At 68.2% G+C, this 21,363-nt stretch carries 21 protein-coding genes; 16 read left to right on the top strand and 5 right to left on the bottom strand.

The window, feature by feature from the left end:
• The first annotated feature begins 35 nt into the window (after nt 1–35).
• The 4 genes from ACIA12_RS09560 (at nt 36) to ACIA12_RS09545 (ending at nt 3,425) form a co-directional block, all read left to right on the top strand.
• Nucleotides 36–1,085 carry an aldo/keto reductase gene (locus tag ACIA12_RS09560; protein WP_396366470.1) on the top strand — a complete coding sequence of 350 codons (1,050 nt, stop codon included), beginning with the start codon at nt 36–38 and terminating at the stop codon, nt 1,083–1,085.
• Entirely contained in the window at nt 1,082–1,777 is a 696-nt protein-coding gene (locus ACIA12_RS09555) for a DUF998 domain-containing protein (protein WP_396366469.1), read from the top strand. The genes ACIA12_RS09560 and ACIA12_RS09555 overlap by 4 nt, the downstream gene beginning before the upstream one ends.
• 71 nt (nt 1,778–1,848) lie before the next feature.
• Nucleotides 1,849–2,628: a sulfite exporter TauE/SafE family protein gene (locus ACIA12_RS09550; RefSeq protein ID WP_396366468.1), complete on the top strand. Its 780-nt coding sequence runs from the start codon at nt 1,849–1,851 to the stop codon at nt 2,626–2,628.
• A 41-nt stretch (nt 2,629–2,669) separates the two neighbouring features.
• A complete protein-coding gene (locus ACIA12_RS09545) occupies nt 2,670–3,425 on the top strand; it encodes a methyltransferase domain-containing protein (protein WP_396366467.1) in 756 nt (251 codons plus the stop codon).
• Nucleotides 3,426–3,452: 27 nt separating this feature from the next.
• On the opposite strand, the gene ACIA12_RS09540 is transcribed toward ACIA12_RS09545, so the two are convergent.
• Entirely contained in the window at nt 3,453–4,577 is a 1,125-nt protein-coding gene (locus tag ACIA12_RS09540) for a cytochrome P450 (protein ID WP_396366466.1), read from the bottom strand.
• Between the two features lie 126 nt (nt 4,578–4,703).
• Here ACIA12_RS09540 and priA point away from each other — a divergent pair, with 126 nt between their 5' ends.
• The 6 genes from priA to ACIA12_RS09510 all read left to right on the top strand — a co-directional run bounded on the left by priA (nt 4,704) and on the right by ACIA12_RS09510 (nt 12,806).
• Entirely contained in the window at nt 4,704–5,477 is a 774-nt protein-coding gene (gene priA, locus ACIA12_RS09535) for a bifunctional 1-(5-phosphoribosyl)-5-((5-phosphoribosylamino)methylideneamino)imidazole-4-carboxamide isomerase/phosphoribosylanthranilate isomerase PriA (protein WP_396366465.1), read from the top strand.
• Nucleotides 5,474–7,789, top strand: coding sequence for an HAD-IB family hydrolase (locus tag ACIA12_RS09530; protein WP_396366464.1), 2,316 nt, complete (start codon nt 5,474–5,476; stop codon nt 7,787–7,789). Before priA ends, ACIA12_RS09530 begins: the two co-directional genes overlap by 4 nt.
• Nucleotides 7,789–8,985, top strand: a complete 1,197-nt coding sequence (locus tag ACIA12_RS09525; protein ID WP_396367151.1) for a zinc-binding dehydrogenase — start codon at nt 7,789–7,791, stop codon at nt 8,983–8,985. The genes ACIA12_RS09530 and ACIA12_RS09525 overlap by 1 nt, the downstream gene beginning before the upstream one ends.
• A 63-nt stretch (nt 8,986–9,048) precedes the next feature.
• Nucleotides 9,049–10,629, top strand: coding sequence for a lactate racemase domain-containing protein (locus ACIA12_RS09520; protein ID WP_396366463.1), 1,581 nt, complete (start codon nt 9,049–9,051; stop codon nt 10,627–10,629).
• A complete protein-coding gene (locus ACIA12_RS09515; RefSeq protein WP_396366462.1) occupies nt 10,629–11,561 on the top strand; it encodes a lysophospholipid acyltransferase family protein in 933 nt (310 codons plus the stop codon). The genes ACIA12_RS09520 and ACIA12_RS09515 overlap by 1 nt, the downstream gene beginning before the upstream one ends.
• Nucleotides 11,562–11,756: 195 nt before the next feature.
• Nucleotides 11,757–12,806: a M4 family metallopeptidase gene (locus ACIA12_RS09510; RefSeq protein WP_396366461.1), complete on the top strand. Its 1,050-nt coding sequence runs from the start codon at nt 11,757–11,759 to the stop codon at nt 12,804–12,806.
• Nucleotides 12,807–12,821: 15 nt separating this feature from the next.
• Here ACIA12_RS09510 and ACIA12_RS09505 read toward each other — a convergent pair whose 3' ends face one another.
• Nucleotides 12,822–13,508 carry an SDR family NAD(P)-dependent oxidoreductase gene (locus tag ACIA12_RS09505; RefSeq protein ID WP_396366460.1) on the bottom strand — a complete coding sequence of 229 codons (687 nt, stop codon included), beginning with the start codon at nt 13,506–13,508 and terminating at the stop codon, nt 12,822–12,824.
• A gap of 98 nt (nt 13,509–13,606) precedes the next feature.
• On the opposite strand from ACIA12_RS09505, the gene ACIA12_RS09500 reads away from it, so the two are divergent.
• Together ACIA12_RS09500 and ACIA12_RS09495 are read left to right on the top strand one after the other, a co-directional pair.
• On the top strand, nt 13,607–14,497 hold the full coding sequence (locus tag ACIA12_RS09500; protein WP_396366459.1) for a helix-turn-helix transcriptional regulator: 891 nt from the start codon (nt 13,607–13,609) through the stop codon (nt 14,495–14,497).
• A 38-nt stretch (nt 14,498–14,535) separates the two neighbouring features.
• Nucleotides 14,536–15,006, top strand: coding sequence for a VOC family protein (locus ACIA12_RS09495; RefSeq protein ID WP_396366458.1), 471 nt, complete (start codon nt 14,536–14,538; stop codon nt 15,004–15,006).
• A 104-nt stretch (nt 15,007–15,110) separates the two neighbouring features.
• Here the strand turns inward: ACIA12_RS09495 and ACIA12_RS09490 are convergent, their stop codons facing one another.
• On the bottom strand, nt 15,111–15,611 hold the full coding sequence (locus ACIA12_RS09490) for a hypothetical protein (protein WP_396366456.1): 501 nt from the start codon (nt 15,609–15,611) through the stop codon (nt 15,111–15,113).
• A gap of 212 nt (nt 15,612–15,823) precedes the next feature.
• On the opposite strand from ACIA12_RS09490, the gene hisF reads away from it, so the two are divergent.
• The 4 genes from hisF (at nt 15,824) to ACIA12_RS09470 (ending at nt 19,225) form a co-directional block, all read left to right on the top strand.
• Complete coding sequence (hisF, locus tag ACIA12_RS09485; protein ID WP_396366455.1) at nt 15,824–16,585, top strand: imidazole glycerol phosphate synthase subunit HisF; 762 nt, start codon at nt 15,824–15,826, stop codon at nt 16,583–16,585.
• 5 nt (nt 16,586–16,590) lie between these two features.
• The gene (locus ACIA12_RS09480) at nt 16,591–17,049 is read left to right on the top strand and encodes a MarR family winged helix-turn-helix transcriptional regulator (RefSeq protein WP_396367150.1); all 459 of its coding nucleotides are present in this window, start codon (nt 16,591–16,593) and stop codon (nt 17,047–17,049) included.
• Between the two features lie 80 nt (nt 17,050–17,129).
• Nucleotides 17,130–17,639: a MarR family winged helix-turn-helix transcriptional regulator gene (locus tag ACIA12_RS09475; RefSeq protein ID WP_396366454.1), complete on the top strand. Its 510-nt coding sequence runs from the start codon at nt 17,130–17,132 to the stop codon at nt 17,637–17,639.
• Entirely contained in the window at nt 17,639–19,225 is a 1,587-nt protein-coding gene (locus tag ACIA12_RS09470; RefSeq protein WP_396366453.1) for an MFS transporter, read from the top strand. The genes ACIA12_RS09475 and ACIA12_RS09470 overlap by 1 nt, the downstream gene beginning before the upstream one ends.
• A gap of 3 nt (nt 19,226–19,228) precedes the next feature.
• Here ACIA12_RS09470 and ACIA12_RS09465 read toward each other — a convergent pair whose 3' ends face one another.
• Together ACIA12_RS09465 and ACIA12_RS09460 are read right to left on the bottom strand one after the other, a co-directional pair.
• Nucleotides 19,229–20,548 (bottom strand): MFS transporter, encoded by a 1,320-nt coding sequence (locus ACIA12_RS09465; RefSeq protein ID WP_396366452.1) that lies wholly within the window; start codon nt 20,546–20,548, stop codon nt 19,229–19,231.
• A 180-nt stretch (nt 20,549–20,728) separates the two neighbouring features.
• A complete protein-coding gene (locus tag ACIA12_RS09460; protein ID WP_396366451.1) occupies nt 20,729–21,316 on the bottom strand; it encodes an ArsR/SmtB family transcription factor in 588 nt (195 codons plus the stop codon).
• Between the last annotated feature and the right edge of the window lie 47 nt (nt 21,317–21,363).

Here is a 21,363-nt window from a genome sequence, read left to right as displayed (position 1 = left end):
TCTGGAGAACTCTCCACATAGCTTAGAGGAGCATCATGCGGTACATCAAGCTCGGCACCACCGGCCTGGACGTGTCTCCGATCGCGATCGGCGCGATGACGTACGGCGAACCCGACCGCGGCCATCCCGTCTGGTCGAAGGGCGAGGACGAGGCGCGACCGCTGATCCAGCACGCGCTGGACGCCGGCATCAACTTCTTCGACACCGCCAACATGTACTCCAACGGATCCAGCGAGGAGATCCTCGGCCGCGCGCTCAAGGACTTCGCCGACCGCGACGCCGTGGTGATCGCGACCAAGCTCCGGCATCCGATGCGTACCGGTCCCAACGGCCGGGGCCTGTCGCGCAAGGCGGTGCTGACCGAGGTCGACCACTCGCTGCGCCGTCTCGGCACCGACTACATCGACCTGTACCAGATTCACCGCAACGACCACGCCACCCCGTGGGAGGAGACTCTCGAGGCGCTCAGCGATCTGGTGAAGGCCGGCAAGGTGCGCTATCTCGGCGCGTCGTCGATGCACGCCTGGGAGTTCGCCAAAGCGCTGCGCCTGCAGAAGCAGTACGGCTGGGCCCGGTTCGTGTCCATGCAGGACCACTACAACCTGCTCGCTCGCGAGGAGGAGCGGGAGATGATCCCGCTGTGTCTGGACGAAGGCGTCGGCACGATCATCTGGTCACCGCTGGCGCGCGGACGGCTCGCGCGCGGCTGGGACGATGCCAGGTCGACGCAGCGGTCCGAGACCGACGGCGCGTACGCGGACACGCTCTACTCACCCGAGCAGGAGGCATCCAACCGCGCGATCATCGACGCGGTCGGCCAGGTCGCGCAGCTCCACGGCGTCAGTCGCGCCCAGGTCGCACTCGCCTGGCTGCGACGCCAACCGGTCGTCACCGCACCCCTGGTCGGCGCAGGCTCGATCCAGCAGATCGACGAAGCAGTGGCGTCGCTGGATCTCGAGCTCACCGACGACGACGTGAAGGTTCTGGAGGCTCCGTACACGCCGCGCTACGACTTCCAGGGCATCTCCGACGAGGCCGAGCTGGAAGCCATCCGCCGGCGCATCCCGGGAATGGCGCTGCGATGAAGACCATCATCCGCGCCGACACGGTCCGCACCGGAGCGCTCCTCATCTTCCTTGGACCGCTCATCTCCTGGGGCGCCGAGTTCATCACCGCCGCGGCCTGGCAGGACCCGCACTACTCGCCCCTCTACAACTGGGTCAGCCACCTCGGCCTGACCGGTCCGAGCCAGGTCGCCTTCCAGCAGGTCGGCAACTCCCCGCTCGGCGCGGTCATGGACGCCGGCTGGGTGCTCTACGGAGTACTCCTGATCGTCGGCGCCTTTCTCACCTTCGATCTCCGCAGGGGCATCCGCCCGGTCGTGATTGTTGCCCTCGCCACCATCTCCGGAGTCGGTGTCTCGCTGGTCGGCATCTTCCAGGGCTCCAATGCGAACGTCGACAACGGCTTGATCGCCTTCCACACCTTCGGTGCGCAGGGCGTGATGATCGCCGGCAACATCATGGCCATCGTTGTCGGCGTGACCGGCTCCCGGATCGGCCTGGCCCGCGGACGTTCCATCGCCAGCACCGCGCTCGGCATGGCCGGCCTGGCCGGCTTCGCGGTCTTCATGCTCGACGTCTTCACCGGCTGGATGTGGAACATCGGTATGTTCGAACGCTCGGCGATCTACCCGATCATGATCGGCCACGTCCTCCTCGGCACCGGCCTGTACTCGCGGGTTGAGCAGTGGGCTGGAGCACATCGGACGGTGTAAGGGTAGAGCGGGACAATGGGCTTACCTGATGATGGGGCCCGTGATTGATTATCGCGGGCCGCGGGGCTTCTGTGCCTGACATTTCGTTGTGGACGTTGGTGTTCTTGGTGGTGGCCGCGTTCTCGGCCGGGTGGATCGACGCGGTGGTCGGTGGTGGTGGGTTGATCCAGTTGCCGGCGATGTTGCTGGGGCTGCCGAACGCATCGCCGGCGCAGATTCTGTCGACCAACAAGATCTCGTCGTTGTTCGGTACGACGACCAGCGCGGTCACCTTCGGCCTCAAGGTGAAGCCTGATCGGCGGACCGTGTTGCCGCTGGCCGGGCTGGCTGCGATCGGGGCGGCGGGCGGCGCGTTGGTGGCGACGCGGATCCCGATGGCGTGGTTCAAGCCGATCGTGCTGGTGCTGCTGATCGGCGTCGCGCTCTACACCTGGTTCAAGCCGGATCTCGGGTCCGCGACCGTACTGCGCTTCGACGGCCGGGCCCACTACGTCGCCGCCAGCCTGGTCGGACTGCTGATCGGGTTCTACGACGGCGCGGTCGGGCCGGGTACCGGCTCGTTCCTGATCTTCGCGCTGGTCGGGCTGATGGGCTACAACTTCCTCCGCGCCAGCGCCAAGGCCAAGATCGCCAACGTCGCCACGAACCTCGGCGCCATCCTCGTCTTCGCCGCCCACGGCGCACCGCTGTGGCGACTGGGCCTGATCATGGGCGCGGCCAACATGCTCGGCGGTCTGCTCGGCGCCCGTACCGCGGTCGCGCGCGGCTCGCGTTTCGTCCGGGTGATCTTCCTCGTCGTCGTCTCGGCGCTGATCCTCCGCCTCGCGTACGACGTGTTCTGGCCCCGATAAACCTGATGCCCCGCCTGACCGGCCATCGCTAGGATCGCCAAATGGTGGACTATGACGCTCGGCTTCATCAGGTCTACGCCCAAGGCCGCGCCCTCCCCGCCGACAGCCTGAACACCTGGATGCAGGCAGCCGCCGGATTCGCGCCCCCGAACCGCCCACTGACAGTTCTCGATCTCGGCTGCGGCATCGGCCGCTTCACCCCGGCTCTCGCCGAGACCTTCGGCGGTCCGGTGTACGGCGTCGAACCGTCGGCCCGGATGCTGGAGCAGGCGACCGAGCACCCCGATGTCACCTATCTGGAAGGCTCCGCCGAGGCGATCCCGTTGCCAGACAAGTCCTGCGACCTGGCCTGGCTCTTCCTGACGATCCACCACTGGTCAGACCCGCTCCAGGGGCTGCGAGAGGTCACCCGAGTACTGCGCCCCGGCGGCACTGTCATCCTCCGGACCCAGTTCGGCGACCGTATGCCGGACCTCTACTGGTACCGGTACTTCCCGAGCGCCCGCGGCGTCGACGCGGCGATGTACCTGCCGTTCGACGAGATTCGCGCACTGGCGATGGAGGCCGGTCTGCAAGCCGAGGAAGAGCCGCGATGGGTCGATGTCACGGAAGCGCGGACGCTGCGGGCGACGTACGACAGGCTGAAGTTGCGAGCGTTCTCGACCTTCGAGCACATCGCCGACGATGAGCTCGACCGAGGATTCGCCGACTTCGAACGCGACGCGGACGCCGACCCGGACCGCGAGGTACCCGCGTTCCCGGCAGGCGTCCTGCTGCTCAGCCGTCCGGCTGGCTGAGCTCAGCTCGGTCGACGTCAGCTGACCTCAGGCGACCGTCCAGCTGACGTCGACCGCCGACGGCTTACGGAAGACGAGGCCGTGGGGTGGGGGAGAGGCCGGGTCGAGTCGCAGGTCGGGGAGCCGGGTGAGCAGCGCGGTGATCGCGCTGACCGCTTCGAGCCGGGCGAGGTGCATGCCGAGGCAGATGTGCGGGCCGCTGGCAAAGGCGAGGTGGCGACGGGCGTTGTCGCGCTGGACGTCGTACCGATCAGGATCGGGGAAGACGGCCGGGTCGCGGTTGGCGCCGGCCAGCGAGACGCTGACGAAGTCACCGCGCTTCACTGAAGCACCGCCGAGCGAGACGTCGCGCGTCGCATAGCGGTCGACCACGGCCGCGGCCGGTTCCAGGCGCAGTGACTCCTCGATCGCGTTCGGGATCAGCGAGTGATCGGCCAGTACCAGAGCGAGTTGCGACGGGTTGGTCAGCAGATGCCAGAGGCAGTTGGTGATCATCCCCTCGGTCGTCTCGATACCGCCGAACATCAGCACGGCCGCGTTGGCGACCACCTCATCGGTCCCAAGCCCGGCAGAAGCGGCCTCGGCGATCAGCGAGTCCGAGTGATCGATGCTCCCGGCAACATGTTGGTGAAGTTTGGCGAACGCTGCGGCCCCCTCGGCGGTAACCGGCAGCCCCGCCGCGATCCCACTGACCGACGAAGAGATGTCCTGGTACCAGTCCAGCACCGTCGCGGCGTCGGTCCGGTCGAGCCCGAGCGAGTACGCGACCACCGCGACCGACAGCGGGCCGGCGACAGTGGTCCGAAGGTCAGCGGCCCCCAGCAGCTCGATCGCCGAGACAAGCCGATCGGTCTCCTCCAAAACGAACGACGTAAACCGAGCCCGAGTCTGCGCCAGGCTGAACGGATGCTCGAACGGCGCCCGATGCTCACCATGCACGGAACCGTCGAGCGACAACATCGACGGCCCCACCACCTGCGCCGTAGAGAACCGCGGATCATCGACAGTGAACGTCTCCGGATCCCGCATCACCTCCATCGCCAACGCCCGGCTGGCGACCACCCAGCCACCCAACGCGTCGCTAAACCCGACGGGCCGGATCCGAGCGAGATACGGATGCGGATCGGTCTCGAGTTCAGCCACGGTGGTCATGCCCAACAGCTTACGTATGGTACATACCAGTAACCCCACTGGTATTGCTGCGACAGATCGGATCTCAACGACTCAGCAGGGCACTGGGTTACAAAACTGCCAGCCAAGCCATCTAGGGTGTGGCCCATGTCAGTGTCTGATTCGGCCCCCACCCCACCGCCCCGGTCTGGGACTCTGGTGCTGCTGCCTGCCGTCGATGTGGCGGATGGGCAGGCTGTTCGGTTGGTCCAGGGCGAGGCGGGGAGCGAGACCTCCTACGGTGACCCGCTGGCCGCTGCGATGGCTTGGCAGGAGGCCGGCGCGGACTGGATCCATCTGGTCGATCTGGATGCCGCGTTCGGTCGTGGCAGCAACCGTGAGTTGCTCGCCGAGGTGACCGGCAAGCTCGACGTACAGGTCGAGTTGTCCGGCGGTATCCGCGACGACGACTCGCTCGAGGCCGCTCTGGCGACGGGCGCGCGCCGCGTCAACATCGGCACCGCCGCCCTTGAGGACCCCGAGTGGTGCGACCGGATCATTCAGCAGTACGGCGACCGGGTCGCGATCGGGCTCGACGTCCGTGGTCGCACGCTGGCCGCCCGCGGCTGGACCAAAGAGGGCGGCGACCTGTACGAGGTGCTCGAGCGCCTCGAGCGAGCCGGCTGTGAGCGGTACGTCGTCACCGACGTCACCAAGGACGGCATGCTGCAGGGCCCCAACCTCGACCTGTACCGCGACCTGTGCGCGCGGACCGAGAAGCCGATCGTCGCGTCCGGCGGCGTCTCCAGCCTCGACGACCTGCGCGCCCTGAGCACGCTGGTCAGCGACGGCGTCGAAGGCGTCATCGTCGGCAAGGCCCTGTACGCCGGCGCGTTCACCCTGACCGAGGCACTCGAACTCACCCGTGGAGGCGACAAGTGAGCCTTGCCGACAAGCTGGCAGGCAAGAAGGTCCTGGTCACCGGCATCACCGGATTCGTCGGTGAGGCCCTGCTGCACCGGATGATCGGCGACCTGCCCGGTACCACCGTGGTCGCGATCATCCGTCCGAAGGGGTCCCTCAAGGGCACCGACCGGATGGCGCAGATGCTCAAGAAGGACATCTTCAAGCCGTTCTACGGCGAGGGCACCCCGTACGCCGACGCCGCCGAGCTGACCGCCGCCCGGGTCGAGGTCGTCGAGGGCGACCTGTCCGACGTACCGGCGCTGCCGAAGGATCTCGACATCGTGGTGCACTGCGCCGGCGACGTCTCCTTCGACCCGCCGATCCACGAGGCGTTCACCACCAACGTGCTCGGCACCAAGAGCCTGCTCGAGCGGATCGTCGAGGCCAGCGACGGCCGTCCGGTCCACTACGTGCACATCTCCACCGCCTACACCGCCGGCCGTCGCCGGGGCGCGATCCCGGAAGCCCCGGTCGACCACAACGTCGACTGGCGGGCCGAGGCCGAGGCCGGGATGGCGATGAAGGCCCGGATCGAGGAGACCTCGCGCAGCGCCGCGATGCTGATCCGGTTCCGCAAGGAGTCGGAGAAGCTGCACCGCCGGGCCGGTCACCTGACCGCCGCGGCCGACACCGAGCGCCGGCGTACCGAGTGGGTCGCCAAGAAGCTGGTCGAGACCGGCACCGAGCGCGCGCGCAGCCTCGGCTGGACCGACTGCTACACCTTCACCAAGGCGCTGGGCGAGCGCGTCGTCGAGGAGTTCGCGGCCAAGCTGCCGACCTCGATCGTCCGGCCGGCCATCATCGAGTCCGCGGTGCAGAGCCCGCACCCGGGCTGGATCGAGGGCTTCAAGATGGCCGAGCCGCTGATCCTGGCCTACGGCCGCGGCGAGCTGCCCGAGTTCCCGGCCAGCCCCGACTCGGTCGTCGAGATCATCCCGGTCGACCACGTCGTCGGCGCGATCTGCGCGGTGATGGCGACCGAGCCCGAGCTGTCGAAGCCGGAGTACTACCACGTCAGCTCCGGCGCCCGGAACCCGCTGACCTTCGAGCAGCTGTACGCCGGCGTCCGCGCGTACTTCTCCAAGCACCCATTCGACCTGGGCGAGCGTGGCGCGGTCCGGCTGCCGGTCTGGAAGTTCCCCGGCGGCGACTCGGTCGAGAGCATGCTGCGGTACGGCGAGAAGGCGCACAAGATCGCCGACCAGATCATCATGCACGCGCCTCGCGGCGAGCGGACCCGCAAGTACGCGCGCGAGCTGGACGTGCAGAAGCGCCGGATCGACTTCCTGCGCCGCTACATGGACCTGTACTCCGAGTACGCGCAGGCCGAGCTGCAGTTCATCGACGACAACGTGCTCGCCCTGCACAACGCGCTCGAGGGTGACGACCGGGAGAAGTTCTGGTGCGACACCTCGATCGTCGACTGGCAGCACTACCTGCAGGAAGTGCACTGCCCGAGCGTCACCGACTCGCTGCGCCGGCTGGACGTCGTCCGGAAGAAGCGGAACAAGGCGCTGGCCGAGTCCGCGGGCACGCTCAAGAAGGTGCAGCCCTCGGACGACGCCGAGATCATCGCCGCGTTCGACATGGACGGCACGCTGCTGTCGTCGAACGTGATCGAGACCTACCTGTGGATGCGGCTGCCCGAGCTGGACAGCCACCAGCGGGTCGGTGAGATCGGCGCGATGCTGCGCAAGCTGCCGAAGCTGATCTCGGCCGAGCGTAAGGACCGCGGCACCTTCCTGCGCACGATCTACCGCCGGTACCAGGGTGCGGACCTGGAAGAGCTCAACCACATCGTCGACGAGGTTCTCGCCGGGCATGTGCTCGAGCGGCTCAGCGGCGCTGCCGTCCGGCGGATCCGCGAGCACAAGGCGGCCGGCCACCGGACGATCCTGATCACCGGCGCGGTCCGGCCGCTGACCAGGCCGCTGGACTCGTTGTTCGACGAGATTGTCGCAGCCGACCTGGCCGTCGACGACCGCGGCCGCTGCACCGGGTACCTGACCGGCCCGCCGCTGGTGGGCGAGTCTCGCGCGGCGTGGATCAAGCACCGCGCCCGCGGCACGAACATCGACCTGTCCAAGTCGTACGCCTACGCCGACAGCCACTCGGACCTGCCGATGCTGACCACCGTCGGCAACCCGGTCGCCGTCTCGCCGGACGTCTCGCTGTTCCGGGCCGCCCGGGCCGCGCGCTGGCAGATCGTCGACTGGAAGACACCCGCCACCTCTTCACGTCTGGAGATCCCCGGGGTACAGCGTTTGACCGGAGGTAAGGCCCGATGATGCTCGCCTTGGAGATGTACCGCTCACCGGCCAAGTTCCTGGCCGCGAAGGCGATGGGCAGCCGGATCCCGGCCATCCTCACCGGCCCGGCCGCGCCGCTGCGGCTCGTCACGATCGACGAGCCGAAGGCCGACCGCGACGGCTGGGCGCGGATCCGGCCGATCCTGTCCGGCATCTGCGGCTCCGACCTCGGCATGGTCACCGGCCACACCAAGCTCTACTTCTCCGCGCTGGTGTCGCTGCCGTTCGTACCGGGTCACGAGATCGTCGGCGAGCTGCTGGACGACTGCGAGGACCTGCCGAAGGGCACCCGGGTAGTCATGGACTCGGTCCTCACGTGCGCCGCGCGTGGCGTGGAGCCGTGCGAGAGCTGTGTGTCCGGCCGGACGAGCCTGTGCGACCGGATCACGGTCGGCCACGTCTCGCCCGGACTCCAGACCGGCTTCTGCCAGGACACCGGCGGTGGCTGGGGCAACGTCATGGTGGCCCACCGCAGCCAGCTGTACGCCGTACCGGAAGGCCTCTCCGATGAGCGGGCTGTCCTGGTCGAGCCGCTGGCCGGCGCCGTCCACACCGCGCTCCGGGCCAAGATCGAGCCGGGCCAGTCCGTACTGGTCAGCGGCGCCGGCGCTGTCGGGCTGTTCGCGACGCTCGCCCTGCGCGAGCTGACCCAGGCAGGCCGGATCACCGTCGTCGCCAAGCACCCCAAGCAGCGCGAGCTGGCCAGGGCGTTCGGCGCGAGCGATGTGGTCGCGCCCGACGAGGTCTTCCGTGGCGTCCGCCGGGCCACCGGCGCGTTCCGGTTGAAGCCGGAGATGAACGCCAAGGAGTTCCTGCTCGGCGGTGTCGACGTCGCCGTCGACGCGGTCGGCAGCAAGGACTCGATCGACACCGTGCTGCGGGTCACCAAGGCCGGCGGCCGGGTGGTACTGGCCGGCATGCCGTCGACGGGTGCGGACCTGTCGCCGGTGTGGTTCCGTGAGTTGGAGCTGACCGGGACGTACGCGTCCTCGCGGGAGGAGCCGAACGGGCGCCCTGCCTTCGAGACCGCGCTGGAGATGGCCCAGAAGGCTCCGCTGGACGGGGTCGTCGGCGCGAAGTACCCGCTGTACCGGTGGCGTGAGGCGCTCGACCACGCGCAGTCCGCCGGCCGGCTGGGCACCGTGAAGGTCGCTTTCGACGTGAGGGCCTCATGACCGCCGCCGCCATTGACACAGTTGTTGCTGCACCGTTGAACGTACGACGAGAGAGGTTCTGACATGTCTCGGCCAGGGTTTGTGCTTGAGGTGGACGACCGGACGCCGCCGCTGCTCGTGCACAACGGTGAGGGTTTCCTGCTGGAGCGGTTCCCGCTCGGCACCCGGGTGGTCTACCCGCCGGAGTCGCTGCCGGCGGTGCGCGACGTCGAGGAGGCGATCCAGAACGCGCTGCTCAACCCGCTGGAGTCCGAGCCGCTGCCGGAGCTGCTGTTCGCGGGGATGAAGCTGACCATCGCGTTCGACGACATCTCCATCCCGTTGCCGCCGATGAAGAAGCCGGACATCCGGCAGCGGATCATCGAGCAGGTGCTGACGATGGCCGCCGACGCGGGCGTCGACGACGTCGAGCTGATCTCGGCCAACGCGCTGCACCGCCGGCTCACCCCGAACGAGCTGCGCGACATCGTCGGCGAGCGGGTCTTCCGGTCGTTCTACCCCGACGGCAAGCTCTACAACTTCGACGCCGAGGACGAGGCGAACCTGGCCCACCTGGGTCAGACCAAGCACGGCGAGGACGTCGAGATCTCCAAGCGGGCGGCCGAGTCCGACCTGCTGGTCTACGTGAACGTGAACCTGGTGGCGATGGACGGCGGCCACAAGTCGACGTCGATCGGGCTGGCGTCGTACAAGTCGCTGAAGCACCACCACAACAGCCACACGATGATCCACTCGCGCTCGTTCATGGACCACAAGCGGTCGAAGATGCACGAGTCGGCCTGGCGGATGGGCGAGATCCTCACCCAGCACGTCAAGGTCTTCCAGATCGAGACCACGCTGAACAACGACATCTTCGGCGGACCGCTGGAGTTCCTGCAGAAGCGCGAGTGGGAGTGGTCGATCAAGGACCAGGCCGCCTACCTCGGCGCCAAGCGCGGGCTCGACCTCGCGCCGACCAGGATCAAGCGCAAGATCTTCCAGGACGTCCGGGCCAACTACGGCCTGACCGGTGTCACCGCGGGCAAGATCGAGCCGGTGCACGAGAAGACGATCGAGGCGGTGCACCGCCAGCACAAGGTCGAGGTCCAGGGCCAGGCCGACGTCGCGATCATGGGCGTGCCGTTCGTCGGCCCGTACAACGTCAACTCGGTGATGAACCCGATCCTGGCCGCCTGCATGGGACTGGGCTACTACTTCAACTCGTACCTGGGCCAGCCGATCGTCCGCAAGGACGGCGCGGTGATCCTGTACCACCCGGTCGACTACGAGTTCAGCCAGCTGCACCACCCGTCGTACGTGGACTTCTTCGAGGAGGTGCTGTCGGAGTCGACCGACCCGGCCAGCATCGAGGCGAAGTTCGAGAAGCAGTACGCCGAGGACCCGTGGTACATCCACCTGTACCGCACCTCGAACGCGTACCACGGCGTGCACCCGTTCTACATGTGGTACTGGATCAGCCACGCGCTGGACCACTGCGGCGACATCGTCTGGGTCGGCGCGAACCGCAAGACGGTCGAGCGGATGGGCTTCCGGTCCGCCTCCACGCTGCAGGACGCGCTCGAGATGGTCAGCCACTCGGTCGGCCGGTCGCCGTCCATCACGTACCTCCACAACCCGCCGCACCTGCTCGCGGACGTCCGCTGATGGGGACGAGCTTGGTGAGGTTCGGCCGGGACACCGCGCGGGACGTGAAGCAGGTCGCGCGCGGCTTCCGCTGGGGCCGTCGTCAGCAGGTGCCGCGCTCGGCCGAGCCGTACGTGGTCAAGAAGGAGTCGTCGGTCTTCCCGACCAGGTGGGCTCGCACGCCCGCGGCGATCGCAGTACGGGAGGTCCTGCAGAAGGGCGCTCTCAACTCGGTACTCCGCTTCGAGGTGAACCCGCAGGTGAGCGGGCTCGACTCGTTGCGCAAGGTGCACGGGCCGGCCGTCATCGTGGCGAACCACTCGTCGCACCTGGACACGCCGCTGGTGCTCTGCACGCTGCCTGACGACATGCGTCGCAAGACGGCCGTCGCTGCGGCTGCGGACTACTTCTTCGACACCTGGTGGCGGGCGACCGCGTCGGCGATCGTGTTCAACACGTTCCCGATCGAGCGTCGTGGCGGCAAGCTCAGCGCGACCCCGGGCGACCTGCTCGCGGACGGCTGGAACGTCGTCGTCTTCCCCGAAGGCACGCGCTCGCCCGACGGCTGGATGGAACGCTTCCGGATGGGCGCGGCCTACATCGCCGTGGAGCAAGGCGTTCCGGTGATCCCGGTCGGCATCAAGGGCTCCTTCGCCGCGATGCCCCGTGGCCGTGGTTGGCCGGTACCTGGTCGCCCGACGGTCGCAGTCCGGTACGGTGACCCGCTCTACCCGGCCGAGGGTGAGACCGCTCGCGACTTCGCGCCGCGCATCTCGGCGGCCGTCTCGGCCCTGCTGGACGAGGAAGCAACAACCTGGTGGGAGGCCCGCCGCCGGGTCGCCGCCGGCGCCTCCCCGTCGCAGTCCGGTCCCGACGCCGCCCGCTGGCGCCGCGTCTGGGAGTCCACGACACCTGTCAAGCCCGCAGAGCAGAAGCGCAGGGCCTGGAAGTAATCGGCTGAAAGCAGCGCCTCACCTTGTCCGAGCGAGCCGGGATCACCGGCATCGTCACCGGCGCGAGGTGGGGCGCTGGCTGTGTGTGACGGGCCGAGCATGAGAACCCTCGACCTTCGTAGCAGGCACTACCGCCGTGAATCGCCGCGACTTACTTTGTGCTGGTAAGTCCCCTGCGTCGACACGGAGGCTCCGATGGTGCCGAAGAGCTGGACCACTCCCGTCGCCTTGGCCGCGGCTGCCGCCTTGGCGTTGGCCGGGCTGACAGCGCCCATCGCCAATGCGAAGCCGCCGGCCGGTGCCGGCACGGCGAAGGCGCTGGTGTTCATTCCGAACCCCGTCCAGTCCAGTGGGAACGAGACGCTCACCGACCAGAAGGACTCGGCGACAGCGGTTCCGCGCGGTGAGTACTACGAGGTCACCCTGACGGACCTGGACGGCTCCGGCTACCTGAGTGGCAAGTGGGCGAACGTGCGGAGCAGCACCGGCACCCCGGCGTACAGCACGAACGGCACCTACTTCTACGACCGGCACGACGACCAGTTCGAGCAGGTGATGTCGTACTTCTGGGGGACCGAGGCGCAGAAGTACCTGCAGTCGCTCGGCTTCGGCAGCGAGTTGCCACCGGTGAACGCCGAGAGCCAGGACTACAAGGTCGACCAGTACGGCCTCGACAACTCGTTCTCCTGGGACAAGCACGACACGATCACGCTCGGCAAGGGCGGTGTGGACGACGCCGAGGACGGCGAGGTGATCGTCCACGAGACGGGTCACGCGGTGCATGACGCCCAGGTGCCGGAATTCGGTTCCTCGCTCGAGGCCGGCTCGATCGGCGAGGCCTGGGGCGACTACTTCTCGGTGACGGTCGGCGACTGGGTGGCGAAGAAGTACGGCGTACCGGTGAAGGCGCCGCTGGCCTGCGTGATGGACTGGGACGCGACCTCGTACACCTCGACGGTCCCGCACTGTCTGCGCCGCCTGGACGCCGGCAAGCACTACCCCGAGGACGTCGAGGGCGAGGTGCACGCGGACGGCGAGATCTGGTCGCAGGCACTGTTCCAGATCCGCACGGCGCTCGGCCCGAAGGTCGCCGACCGGATCATCGTCAACGCCCAGTTCAAGTTCGCCCCGGACACCACCTTCGCCGCCGCGGCCACGCACACGGTCGCCACCGCACAGTCGATGTACGGAGCAGCCGCAGCCGCAACCGTCCACAAGGCCTTCGCAGACCGCGGCATCCTCTGACGGGCGGTGGCAGATTCACCAGGGCAGTTCGCCGGTTTCGTCCTGGAAGGTTCCGGTTGGGCCGTCTGGGGCGAGGGTTGCCAGGCGTACTACGAAGGCGGCGCTTTCCTCGGGTGAGCGGCCGATGCCGAAGGCTGCGGTCATGTCGGTGGCGGTGGTGCCGGGCTCGATTGCGTTGAACTTGATGGCCGGCTCGGCCTTGGCGTACTGGATCGTCAGCATGGTGGCCGCGGCCTTGGATGCCGAGTAGAGGGCGACCGGCAGGTGGTACTCCGGCCGGTCGGGGTTGTTCACCGCCCAGAACGACCCGGCGCTGCTGGACACGGTGACCACCACGGCGTTCGAGGACTCGCGCAGCAGCGGAAGCGCCGCCTCCGTGACCCGCACGATTCCCACCGCGTTGGTGTCGAAGACCCGTAGCGCCTTGGGGCCGTCGATCGGTCCGTCCCCGAGCACGCCCGCGTTGTGGACCAGTACGTCGAGCCGGCCCTCGTCCGAACCGATCGTCGCCAGCGCCTTGTCCACCGAGGCGTCGTCGGTCACGTCGAGCTGGACGAAGCGTGCGCCGAGCGCGGCCGCGGCCTGCTCACCTCGCTCGACGTCCCGCGCCCCGACGTAGACCACGTGTCCCCGCTCCACGAGCTGTTTTGCCGTCTCGAAACCGATGCCTTTGTTGGCCCCGGTGATCAGTGTGACCGTCATGTGTCTGTGTCTCCTGTCGAAATATCCGGCCCGAGCGGACCGTTGAACACGCTATGAGCAGCCACCTGCCGCAACCAGAGCCCTCTCCAGCCCGGGGTGTGCCAGGACCCCCTCTGCGGAACGGGTCCGGGACGAAGAAAGCCCTCGGCGCCTTCTTGCGCGCCCGGCGCGAGCTGGTGACACCGCAGCAGGCGGGCATCGCCGACCTCGGCGTACGGCGGGTGCCCGGTCTGCGGCGCGAAGAGGTCGCCATGCTCGCCGGTATCAGCGCCGACTACTACCTACGGCTGGAGCGCGGCCGCGACCGCAACCCGTCCCAGCAGGTGCTCGAGTCAATCGCTCGGGTGCTCCGCCTCGACGACGAGCACCTCGCTCATCTCAAGTCCCTGGTCTCCGAGGCGCCCCGCCCGCGCGGCCGCCGATCGCCGGTCGAGATCCCACCGTCCGGCGCGCTCAAGCTCCTGGACTCGCTGGCCCAGCCCGCCTTCATCGAGGGCCGGTACTTCGACATCCTGGCCTCCAACACTCTCGCCAGAGCGCTTTCCCCCGGGCTCGCTGCCGGCGGCAATCAACTGCGCGACCTGTTTCTGGACCCGGCCGAGCAGGCCCTGCATCCGGACTGGCAAGACGTCACCGAGTGCCTGATCGCGAACCTGCGGCAGTCCGTCGGCAACGACCTCGACGATCCGCGCCTGATCGAGCTCACCACGGAACTGTCGCGCGCGAGTGCCCGGTTCCGCGAACTCTGGGCCCGGCATGAGGTCCGTGGCCAGCGCGGTACGCCGCTGCGGATCAACCATCCGCAGGTCGGCGAGCTGACCCTCAACCGCGAGCGACTGCGGATCGACGGAGCCGAGGACCTGAAGCTCGTCGTGTACCACCCGGACGCCGGATCGAGCGACGCGGACAAGTTGGCCCTGCTGGCCTCCTGGAACCGGCGGGAGCGACGGGTTCCAATGGAGCAGCTTGTCGCCCATGATCGGGGGTAGCCGCGCTTCAGGCGATCAGCACCCCAGAAGGAAGCATCATGACTGTGAACAGCATTCCGTCGCCGGCCGAAGGACAGGACCTGGCCAAGGTGCCCCTGAAGTTCGAGGTGACGCGCATCCCGGTCACCGACATCGATCGGGCGAAGGACTTCTACCAGCGGCTGGGGTGGCAGCTGGACATCGACTTCCAGTTCACCGAGCAGGTGCGCGCCGTGCAGTTGACCCCGCCGGGCTCCCCGGCGTCGGTCCAGTTCGGCCCGCCCGCCGGGCCGCCGCTGCAGGGCCTGCTGCTGATCGTCGACGACATCGAGGCCGCCCACGCCGAGATCCTGGACCGCGGCATCGAGATCGGCGACATCTTCCACGCCACCCCAGGCGGCCGGCCCGAGCCCGGGCGCGATCCCGAGGGTCGCTCGTACGTCAGCCAGGCGGCGTTCTCCGACCCGGACGGCAACACCTGGGTCCTCCAAGAGGTCACCGAGCGCATCCCCGGCAGGCTCGTCTACTAGTCGCCCAGCCTGCCGACGATGCGCGGAAACCCACGATGGTCTTCGCAGACCGCGGCATCCTCTGAGCGTCGTCGGTTGCGCCTGGCTGGAGGGCCTTCTGCTGTTCAGCCCAGTTCGTAGAGCCGGGTTTCCAGCAGGGGGCCGATCTGGTCCATGGTGGCGCCGAGGTCGAGCCAGGAGCGTTCGCGCGCTTCTGGCTCGTCCATGCCGGCGATGGCCAGCGTGTACACGCCGGTCAGTACGTCCCGCTCATTCGAAGGCCGCACGACCGCGAGGATGAACTCCACGGCTAGGCCGGTCCGCACCACCTGCGCCTTGCCCGGATCGTGCGGCAACGGCTTGCCGCCGGTCACGAAGGCCGGCTCGCCCCTGAACCTCAACCACTGGACCTTGGCGCCCGCGACCTGATCTGCCAGTGACAGCTCGATGCTGTCCCGCACAACCTGCCCCGGATCCTCGCCGAGCCAGTCGAGCCAGTGATCCGGCTCCGTGAGCGCGCTGAAGTCGTCTCGTGGTGAGGTGTGCTTTTCGTTGGGTACGAACTCGCCGGTGAGCTTGCCGGCGTCGTCGACGCGCCAGCCGCCGCGGATCGCCTCGGGCGGCACGTTGCCGTTCGGTCGTCGAGCCAGTCCTGGTCGATGTCGTAGACCCAGCCACCCGGAGTACGGGCCGCTTCTGCGACGAGTCCGGGCGGGGGCGTCCGCAGCTCGGTGGCCAGGTCGCGGGGCGGCTTCTTCTGCCAGGGGCGGGGGATCTTCACCGGTCAAGTCTGGACTATTGGCCGGGTCGGGTGCGGTGGAGTCGGTAGGCTTTCCGGGTGAGCCTTGCCGTGCGTGTGATTCCTTGTCTGGACGTTGATGCCGGGCGGGTGGTGAAGGGTGTCAACTTCGCCGATCTGCGGGATGCCGGGGATCCGGTGGAGATGGCTCGGCTGTACGACGCCGAAGGGGCCGATGAGCTGACGTTCCTCGACATCACCGCTTCGTCGGGGTCGCGGGAGACGACGTACGAGGTGGTCGGGCGGACGGCCGAGCAGGTGTTCATCCCGCTCACTGTGGGTGGTGGCGTGCGGGAGGCGGCCGACGTCGACCGGCTGCTGCGGGCGGGGGCCGACAAGGTCGGCATCAACACCGGCGCGATCGCGCGGCCGGCGGTGATCGAGGAGATCGCGCACCGGTTCGGCAACCAGGTGCTGGTGTTGTCTCTCGACGTACGCCGGTCCGCTGAGCAGCCGAGCGGTTTCGAGGTGACGACCCACGGAGGCCGGAAGTCGGCTGGGCTGGACGCGATCGAGTGGGCGCGGCGTGGTGCCGAGTTGGGGGCCGGGGAGATCCTGCTCAACTCGATGGATGCCGACGGCACCAAAAAGGGTTTCGACCTAGAGCTGATCCGGGCGGTGCGGGCGGTGGTCGACGTACCGCTGATCGCGAGTGGGGGAGCGGGGCTGCCCGAGCACTTCCCGCCGGCAGTCGAGGCCGGGGCGGACGCAGTACTGGCCGCCAGCGTCTTCCACTTCGGCGAGCTGCGGATCGCGGACGTCAAGAAAGCGCTGCGCGACGCCGGAATCGTGGTCCGGTGAGCGACATGGTGACCGGGAACAGCCAGCGGTTGGTCGCCGACGTCGAGCACGAGCTCACCAACCTGTTCCGCCGGTCGCGCTCGGCTCAGATGATGATGGCCCGTCGCGTCCACCCGGAGATGGATGCCGCCGGCTATGCGCTGATCTCGCAGATCGAGCTGGGCACCTCTTCCGGTCGTACCGGCGTCCGCGCCTCCGACGTCGCCCAAGCCCTCGGCCTCGACAAGTCAACGGTCAGCCGAGGCCTCACCCAACTCGAATCCCTCGGCCTGATCGAGCGCGTAGGCGACCCCGACGACGGCCGCGCCCGCCTCCTCCGCCTGACCGAAACCGGAGCCGAACGCTTCGGCGCCATGCGCGTCCAGCGCCAGGCAGAGTTCCGCGCCATCCTCGACCGCTGGGAAACCCCCGACCTGGCCGCCCTGGCCCGCCTCCTGGCCCGCCTGAACCTCGACCTCAGCTAGACCTTCACGCTCGGTAGTCACAACAGAGCAGTCCGCACATATGGTTGCAGAAACCAACTAAATGTGTGTATAGTTGGGTTATGCAACTAGTCCAGCAGACCTCTGTCCCGGAGGTGGAGCGGGATACGCCGGCCCAGGAAGTGCTCGAAGGGGTCAGTTCGCTGATCCGGGCCGTGCGTTGTATCGAGCACCGGCATCTGTGGCCCGACTCGGGCCTGCGACGCGCTGACGCGAGTGTGCTGAAGGTGCTGGCCAAGGACGGCGAGCAGCGGGGTGGTGAGATCGCCGCCAAGTTGAGCGTCGACGCCTCCGTGGTGAGCCGGCAGCTGAGTGCGCTGGAGGGCGACGGCCTGGTGAGCCGTCGGCCTGATCCGGCTGACGCCCGGGTGTCCCTGGTCCAGCTCAGTGAGGCCGGCCGGAAACGGCTGGAGGACCTGTACGCCGGTTACGCCCGGCAACTCCGCTCTGCCCTGGCGGACTGGGACGACGACGAGATGGCCGCGGCTGCCGAAGTACTGCGCCGCGTCGCCGCCGCGGTCACCCAGACCGCTGAGTCTGCGAAGCACTCAAACCCCTCGACTGGAGACTGATGACTGTCACGGAGACCCGGCCGCAAGCGCCCGCCGCGCCGGAACTCACCCACCGCGAGATCCTCGAGATCCTGGTCGGGCTGCTCGCCGCGCTGTTCACTGCGATGCTCAGCTCGACCATCGTCAGCAACGCCCTGCCGACGATCATCGCCGACCTCGAGGGCTCCCAGACGCAGTACACCTGGGTGCTCACCGCGAGCCTGCTGGCGACCACGGTGTCCACCCCGATCTGGGGCAAGCTGTCCGACCTGATGAGCAAGAAGCTGCTCGTGCAGTTGGCGATCAGCCTGTTCGTGGTCGGCTCGGCCCTCGCCGGGATGGCCCACAGCGTGCCGTTCCTGATCGGCGCGCGCGTGCTGCAGGGTCTGGCCATGGGTGGTCTGATGGCCCTCGCCCAGGCGATCATCGGTGCGGCGATCCCGCCCCGCGACCGCGGCCGGTACTCCGGTTACATGGGTGCCGTGATGGCCGTGGCCACCGTCAGCGGCCCGCTCATCGGCGGTGTCATCGTCGACACCTCCTGGCTGGGCTGGCGCTGGTGTTTCTACGTCTGCGTCCCGCTCGCCGTGATCAGCCTGGTCATCCTGCAGAAGTACCTGCACCTGCCGCTGTTCAAGCGTCAGGTCACGGTCGACTATCTCGGCGCGGTGCTGATCAGCATCACCGCCAGCCTGCCGCTGCTGTGGGTGACCTTCGCCGGTCACGACTTCGACTGGATCTCCTGGCAGTCGGTCCTGTTCGTCGGCGGCACGATCGTCTTCGGCATCCTGACCGTGATGGTCGAGAACCGGGTCCGCGAGCCGCTGGTCCCGCTCAAGGTGGTCCGGCAGCGCACCACCGCGCTGGCGATCGTGGCCAGCATGGCCGTCGGCGTCGCGATGTTCGGCAGCGCGCTCTTCCTCGGCCAGTACTTCCAGGTCGCCCGTGGCTACAGCGCCACCGAGGCCGGCTTGCTGACCATCCCGATGATGCTCGGCTCGTTCATCGGCTCCGTCGGGGCCGGCCAGATGGTGACGCGGTTCGGCAAGTGGAAGCGGTACCTGATCGCCGGCGGCGTCCTGCTCACCATCGGCCTGGGCATCCTGGGCACGATCGACCACACCAGCCCGTACTGGTACGTCGGTCTCGGCATGCTCTTCATGGGCATCGGGATGGGCATGATGATGCAGAACCTGGTGCTCGCGGTACAAAACACCGTGGACGTCAGCGAGATCGGGGCGTCGAGCGCGTCGGTGGCATTCTTCCGGAGCCTCGGCGGTGCGGTCGGAGTCGCGGTTCTCGGGGCCGTCCTGGCCACTCGGGTCAAGGACCTGCTGATCCAGGGTGTCCTGCACGGGCCGGGTGGCGCGGCAGCGGCGGCCAAGTTGCAGCAGGGTGGCTCGGACGGTACGAGCCTGCTGGACGTCAACCACCTGCCTCCGCAGTTGGCTGAGCTGGTCCGGCAGTCGTACGGCGATGCGACCGGGCGCATCTTCCTGATCGCGGCCGCCTGCGCGCTGGTCAGCCTGATCGCGGTCCTGTTCATCAAGGAGATCCCGCTTCGCCGTACGGTCGCCAAGCTCGACGAGCCGGTCGAGCTGGACTGACCGTCACATCGCCGGTGGTTCGAGCCCGTCGAGGTCATGGGTCCGGATGATCGGCGAGGGGAGCAGCCACAGTACGGCGAGGAGGCCGCCGGCGGCGGAGATCAGCAGCGTCTCCCGGACGCCCAGCCAGGTGCCCAGGAGACCGCCGATCACCGCGCCGAGCGGCCGTACGCCGTAGTTGATGCTGCTGAACGCGCCCGCGACCCGGCTACGCATGTGGTCGTGGGTCACCGAAGCCTGCAGCGAGTTCAGCGGTACGTCGAAGCACATCACCGCGAACCCGCCGACGAACTCGGCCGCCGCGAGCGTGGCCGCCCGCACCCAGACCGGTCCGTCGGCGAGAACGACGATCCCCAACGCGGCCGGGAAGACGACTGAACCGAGCGCGATCAGCCGCCCGGCGCCGATCAGCCGGGTCAGCCGGTTCGCGGCGAGCGCTCCCACGAGCCCACCGCTGGCGCCGACACCGAACGCGACACCGATGGTGCCGGCCGGCAGACCCAGGTTGCGGCTGGCGAACAGCACCAGCAGCGCCAGCCCGATCATGTTGAAGAAGTTGACCGTGGTCGCGCAGCCGAGACTGGCGCGCAGGTACGGATGCTTGAGCAGGTACTTCATCCCGGCCCGTGCCCTGGTCAGCAAGGGCTCCTCGGTGTCGTCGGCCGTGCCCGGCTCGACCTTCAGGCGGCTGACCTGGAGCGCGGAGAAGAGGAACGACAACGCGTCCACGAGCAGCGCGATCGGTGCGGTCAGCCATTGGATCAGCAGGCCGCCGGCGGCCGGGCCGGCGATGAATGAGATCGATCTGGTGGATGCCAGCTTGCTGTTCGCTTCCAGGTACTGCTCGCGCTTGACCAGCCGGACGAAGAAGGACGCGTAGGCGGTGTTGAAGACGACGTGCGCGGTACCGGCCAGGATGGCGATCGCGTAGAGCTGGCCGAGGGAGAGGATGTCGAGCCAGTAGGCGATCGGCAGCGACAACAACAAGACGGTGCGGACGAGATCGGCGGCGATCATCAACGGCCGCTTGTCGCGGTGCTGGTCGACCCAGGTACCGATGAACAACGACGCAAGGTTCGGCAACCACACCGCGGCGGTCAGAAACCCGACCTGGCTGGGCGAAGCATCCAGCATCGTCACCGCAATCAAAGGCAACGCAAGCTCGCTGATCCGATCACCGAACTCAGAAACACCCTGAGCCGACCAGAAGGTCCGGAACTGCCGATCACGCCACAAACTCCGCGCCGACGGAGCCTCCGGCCCCGTCGGCGCGGAGGAGATGGGAGCGGCCGGAGGCTCGGGTGGTTGGGCAGGAGCGGTCATGGTGGATCCTCACAGCGGGTCAGCGGGTCAGCGGGTCAGCGGGTCGGCGGGTCGGCGGGTCGGCGGGTCGGCGGGTCGGCGGGTCGGCGGGTCAGCGGGTCAGCGGGTCAGCGGGTCAGGCGGTTGCTTCGGGCAACGTCATGCGGGCGGGCGGGTTAGCGGGTCAAGCAGGTCAGCGGGTCAGGTGGTTGCTTCGGGCAACGTCATGCGGATGTGGCGGACTGGGTGGGCGTCGGTGGGGGCGCCGGATTCGCCGCGTTGGACGTAGGGGGCGAGGAGGTCTTCGATGGCGTTCTCGATTGCTTCGGCTTCGGCGAGGGTGATGGTCAGGAGGGTGTTCGAGGAGCCGGTTGAGCGGGACCAGGCGGGGTCGAGGACGGGCTCGGTGTCGGAGAGCCATTGCTGGATGTGGTCCAGGGCCTGGCTCATCATCTCGGTGCGCAGCATCCGGCCGGCCTCCGCGCCGTCGGGGGTGTCGGGCATCTCGAAGCGGAACCCGCGGGCGACCGCCTTCCACCAGCGCTGGCGCTTGTCGGAGCCGCCGTCCGGGGGAGGGCTGTCTCTGACCAGCCCGAACGATTCGAGATGCCGCAGGTGCCAGCTCGTCACCGACGGCGAGGCGCCGACGTGCACCGACAACTGGGTCGCGGTGGCCGGTCCGTTCTTCTGCAGGTAGCTGAGCGCGGCGAGCCGGACGGGATGCGCCAACGCGCGCATCGCCTGCGGGTCGGTGATCTCGAAATCGCCGTACGGATTTCTGAGAGACATGTTTCGAGAGTAATCTCTCACATCTCCGGGACGCAAGAGCGAAAAAG

It is taken from the genome of Kribbella sp. NPDC051620, from assembly GCF_044453825.1.
In the GTDB taxonomy this organism is placed as follows: Bacteria; Actinomycetota; Actinomycetes; order Propionibacteriales; family Kribbellaceae; genus Kribbella.
This window is presented reverse-complemented; position numbering and strand designations above follow the sequence as displayed.

Coding starts and splice junctions, on each gene's coding strand:
- ACIA12_RS09560 (WP_396366470.1), top strand. CDS start 36: ATGCGGTACATCAAGCTCGGCACCACCGGCCTGGACGTGTCTCCGATC.
- ACIA12_RS09555 (WP_396366469.1), top strand. CDS start 1,082: ATGAAGACCATCATCCGCGCCGACACGGTCCGCACCGGAGCGCTCCTC.
- ACIA12_RS09545 (WP_396366467.1), top strand. CDS start 2,670: ATGGTGGACTATGACGCTCGGCTTCATCAGGTCTACGCCCAAGGCCGC.
- ACIA12_RS09540 (WP_396366466.1), bottom strand. CDS start 4,577: ATGACCACCGTGGCTGAACTCGAGACCGATCCGCATCCGTATCTCGCT.
- priA (WP_396366465.1), top strand. CDS start 4,704: ATGTCAGTGTCTGATTCGGCCCCCACCCCACCGCCCCGGTCTGGGACT.
- ACIA12_RS09525 (WP_396367151.1), top strand. CDS start 7,789: ATGCTCGCCTTGGAGATGTACCGCTCACCGGCCAAGTTCCTGGCCGCG.
- ACIA12_RS09520 (WP_396366463.1), top strand. CDS start 9,049: ATGTCTCGGCCAGGGTTTGTGCTTGAGGTGGACGACCGGACGCCGCCG.
- ACIA12_RS09515 (WP_396366462.1), top strand. CDS start 10,629: ATGGGGACGAGCTTGGTGAGGTTCGGCCGGGACACCGCGCGGGACGTG.
- ACIA12_RS09510 (WP_396366461.1), top strand. CDS start 11,757: ATGGTGCCGAAGAGCTGGACCACTCCCGTCGCCTTGGCCGCGGCTGCC.
- ACIA12_RS09505 (WP_396366460.1), bottom strand. CDS start 13,508: ATGACGGTCACACTGATCACCGGGGCCAACAAAGGCATCGGTTTCGAG.
- ACIA12_RS09495 (WP_396366458.1), top strand. CDS start 14,536: ATGACTGTGAACAGCATTCCGTCGCCGGCCGAAGGACAGGACCTGGCC.
- ACIA12_RS09480 (WP_396367150.1), top strand. CDS start 16,591: ATGGTGACCGGGAACAGCCAGCGGTTGGTCGCCGACGTCGAGCACGAG.
- ACIA12_RS09475 (WP_396366454.1), top strand. CDS start 17,130: ATGCAACTAGTCCAGCAGACCTCTGTCCCGGAGGTGGAGCGGGATACG.
- ACIA12_RS09470 (WP_396366453.1), top strand. CDS start 17,639: ATGACTGTCACGGAGACCCGGCCGCAAGCGCCCGCCGCGCCGGAACTC.
- ACIA12_RS09465 (WP_396366452.1), bottom strand. CDS start 20,548: ATGACCGCTCCTGCCCAACCACCCGAGCCTCCGGCCGCTCCCATCTCC.
- ACIA12_RS09460 (WP_396366451.1), bottom strand. CDS start 21,316: ATGTCTCTCAGAAATCCGTACGGCGATTTCGAGATCACCGACCCGCAG.